This is a genomic window from Mycobacterium sp. (genome assembly GCF_046095365.1).
Lineage (GTDB): Bacteria > Actinomycetota > Actinomycetes > Mycobacteriales > Mycobacteriaceae > Mycobacterium.
On the sequence record NZ_JBJTJF010000071.1, the window covers coordinates 1 to 2896 of the forward strand.

General features: G+C 67.5%; 3 protein-coding genes. All 3 read left to right on the forward strand.

What is annotated here, in order from left to right; genetic code table 11:
- A partial coding sequence (locus ACKOQ4_RS05350) for a branched-chain amino acid ABC transporter substrate-binding protein (RefSeq protein ID WP_526289574.1) occupies positions 1-802 on the forward strand: 802 nt, incomplete at its 5' end.
- Positions 803-896: 94 nt separating this feature from the next.
- Positions 897-2111, forward strand: coding sequence for a branched-chain amino acid ABC transporter substrate-binding protein (locus ACKOQ4_RS05355; protein WP_526289576.1), 1215 nt, complete (start codon positions 897-899; stop codon positions 2109-2111).
- A gap of 9 nt (positions 2112-2120) precedes the next feature.
- Positions 2121-2896 (forward strand): branched-chain amino acid ABC transporter permease (locus tag ACKOQ4_RS05360; RefSeq protein WP_526289579.1); only part of this gene is annotated, 776 nt, incomplete at its 3' end.

The following is a 2896-nucleotide window of genomic DNA, read 5'->3' on the forward strand; positions in this document are numbered from 1 at the left end:
CGACGACCCCGCGATCTTCGGCCTGATCGCCCCGGCGTTCTCCGGGGAGACCAAGGCCACCGCCGTAGTTACCCACCAGGCGGCCCTGGCCGCGGCGACCGCCTCGGCCACCAATGTGACGCTGTCGGAGCAGGGCTGGAAGACCTTCCTGCGCGGCCTGGCCAACGACGGGGTGCAGGGCCCCTCGGTCGCCAACTACATCCGGAACCCCCTCGGCGACGCGAAGGTCTGCGTCGTCGACGACAGCACCGACTACGGGTCCGGGCTGGCCAAGGCCGTGCGCGACACCCTCGGCCCGGTCGCCGACGCGGCCTGCAACATCTCCGTCAAGAAGGGTGACAAGGACTTCTCCGCCGCGGTGACCCAGGTCAAGGGCGCCTCGCCGGACACCGTGTTCTACAGCGGCTACTACGCCGAGGCGGCCCCCTTCGTCCAGCAGTTGCGCGACGCCGGCTTCTCCGGCAAGTTCGCCAGCGCCGACGGCACCAAGGATCCCGAGTTCGTCAAGCAGGCCGGCTCGTCATCCAAGGACGCCATCCTGTCCTGCCCGTGCGGCCCGGCCAGTGCGGCGTTCGCCGACGAGTACACCAAGAAGATCGGCCAGGCGCCGGGCACCTACAGCACCGAGGGATACGACCTGGGCACGATCCTGGCCAAGGGAATCGACTCCGGGGCGGTCACCCGCGAGGCATTGCTTGACTTCGCCAAGAAGTACGCGGGCCAGGGTGTGGCACGCAAGTACCAGTGGGGCGACACCGGCGAACTCACCACGACCCTGATCTGGATTTACAAGGTCCAGTAACCCGCCGCGCCGGGTCCTGGATACCGCGCGCGTTCGGCTATGTTCTAGGGGCTTGATGGCTCGTCCCTGACGTCAGAAGACCCGGAGGTGGAACATGCGCGGTACGCGGACGCGGAAGATGATCGCGGCGGGCGCCGCCGGTCTTGCGGTGCTCGGCATGGCCGGATGCGCCAAGCAGTCCAAGCCGGAGGACGGCGCCGCCCCGGGTGAACTGAAGATCGTCGAACAGGTCCAGATCGGCCAGGACGGCGGCGCGGTGGCGGCCGAGGCGGCCGCCGCCCCGCTCAACCCGGTCGGTGACGGCAAGGCCAACTGCAATCCGGCGGCCATCGCGATGGCCGGCCCGCTGACCGGACCCGACGCACCGTTCGGGGCCAACGTCCGCAACGGCGCGGAACTGGCTGTCGAGCAGCACAACGCCGCCAACCCCGACTGCCAGGTGGAACTGAAGACCTTCGACACCGAGGGTGATCCGCAGAAGGCGACCGGGGTGGCCCCGCGGATCGTCGACGACCCGTCCATCCTCGGGCTGGTCGGGCCGACCTGGTCGGGGGAGACCAAGGCCACCGGCGAGGTGTTCGACCAAGCCGGGCTGGTCGCGCTCACGCCGTCGGCGACCAACGTCGCGCTGTCCGGGCAGGGCTGGAAGACGTTCTTCCGGGGTCTGTCCAGCGACGGCGTGCAGGGCCCGTCGCTGGCCAACTACCTGAAGAACACCCTGGGCATCAAGAAGGCCTGCGTCGTCGACGACAGCACCGATGCAGGCATCGGCCAGGCCAAGGCGGTGCGCGAGACGCTGGGTCCGATCACCGACACGGCCTGCAACATCTCGGTCAAGAAGGGTGACAAGGACTTCTCGGCTGCGGTGACCCAGATCATGGGCCAGAAGCCCGACGCGGTGGTCTACGCCAGCTACTACACCGAGGCCGCGCTGCTTCTGCAGCAGCTCCGCGAGGCCGGCTACACCGGACTGTTCGCCGGGCCCGACGGCATCAAGGATCCGCAGTTCGTCAAGGCAGCGGGGGAGGCCGCCAAGGGTGCGGTGCTGTCCTGCCCGTGCGGCCCGGCCACCGGTGCCTTCGCCGACGAATACACCAAGTCCTTCGGCCAGGCCCCCGGCACCTACAGCCTGGAGGCCTACGACCTGGCCGCGATCCTGCTCAAGGGAATCGACTCCGGGGCGGTCACCCGCGAGGCGATGCTGAACTTCGTGACGCAATACGAGGGTCAGGGTGTTGCGCGCAAGTACAAGTGGACCGACAACGGAGAGCTCACCTCGAACCTGATCTGGATCTACAAGGTTCAGTAGCCGCCACTGATGATCGGGGAGTGCCTCAGCCAGTACGCCTGCCTGGCCGGTGACATCGGATTCAACGTCACCAACCTGCGAACGGGCTTCTGGCAGCTGACCATCGACGGTCTGGCCTGGGGGGCGATCTACGCGCTCGTGGCGGTGGGCTACACGCTGGTCTTCGGTGTGCTGCGGCTGATCAACTTCGCGCACTCCGAGATCTTCATGCTCGGCATGTTCGGCGCCTACTTCTGCCTGGACATGATCCTGGGATTCACTCCCAGCGGCAACGCCTACAACCGCGGGGTGGGACTGACCATCGGCTATCTCGGCGTCGCCATGCTGTTCGCCATGGCGGTGTCCGGCGCGGCCGCAATCGGTTTGGAGGCAGTGGCCTACCGACCGCTGCGCCGGCGAAACGCGCGGTCGCTGACATTCCTCATCACCGCCATCGGCATGTCGTTCGTGCTGCAGGAGTTCGTCCACTTCGTGCTGCCGAAGATCCTGAAGGGCTACGGCGGCAGCAACGCCCAGCAGCCGATCATCCTGGTGCAGCCCAAGACCCAGTTCCACGTCTTCGGTGCGACGGTGTCCAACGTGACATTGGTGATCGTGGCTTCCGCACTGGTGCTGGCTCTGCTGACCGATCTGGCGATCAACCGCACCAAATTCGGCCGCGGCATCCGGGCCGTCGCGCAGGACCCGACCACGGCGACGCTGATGGGGGTGTCCCGGGAGCGCATCATCCTGCGGACGTTCCTGATCGGCGGCATGCTCGCCGGAGCGGCCGCGCTGCTCTACAC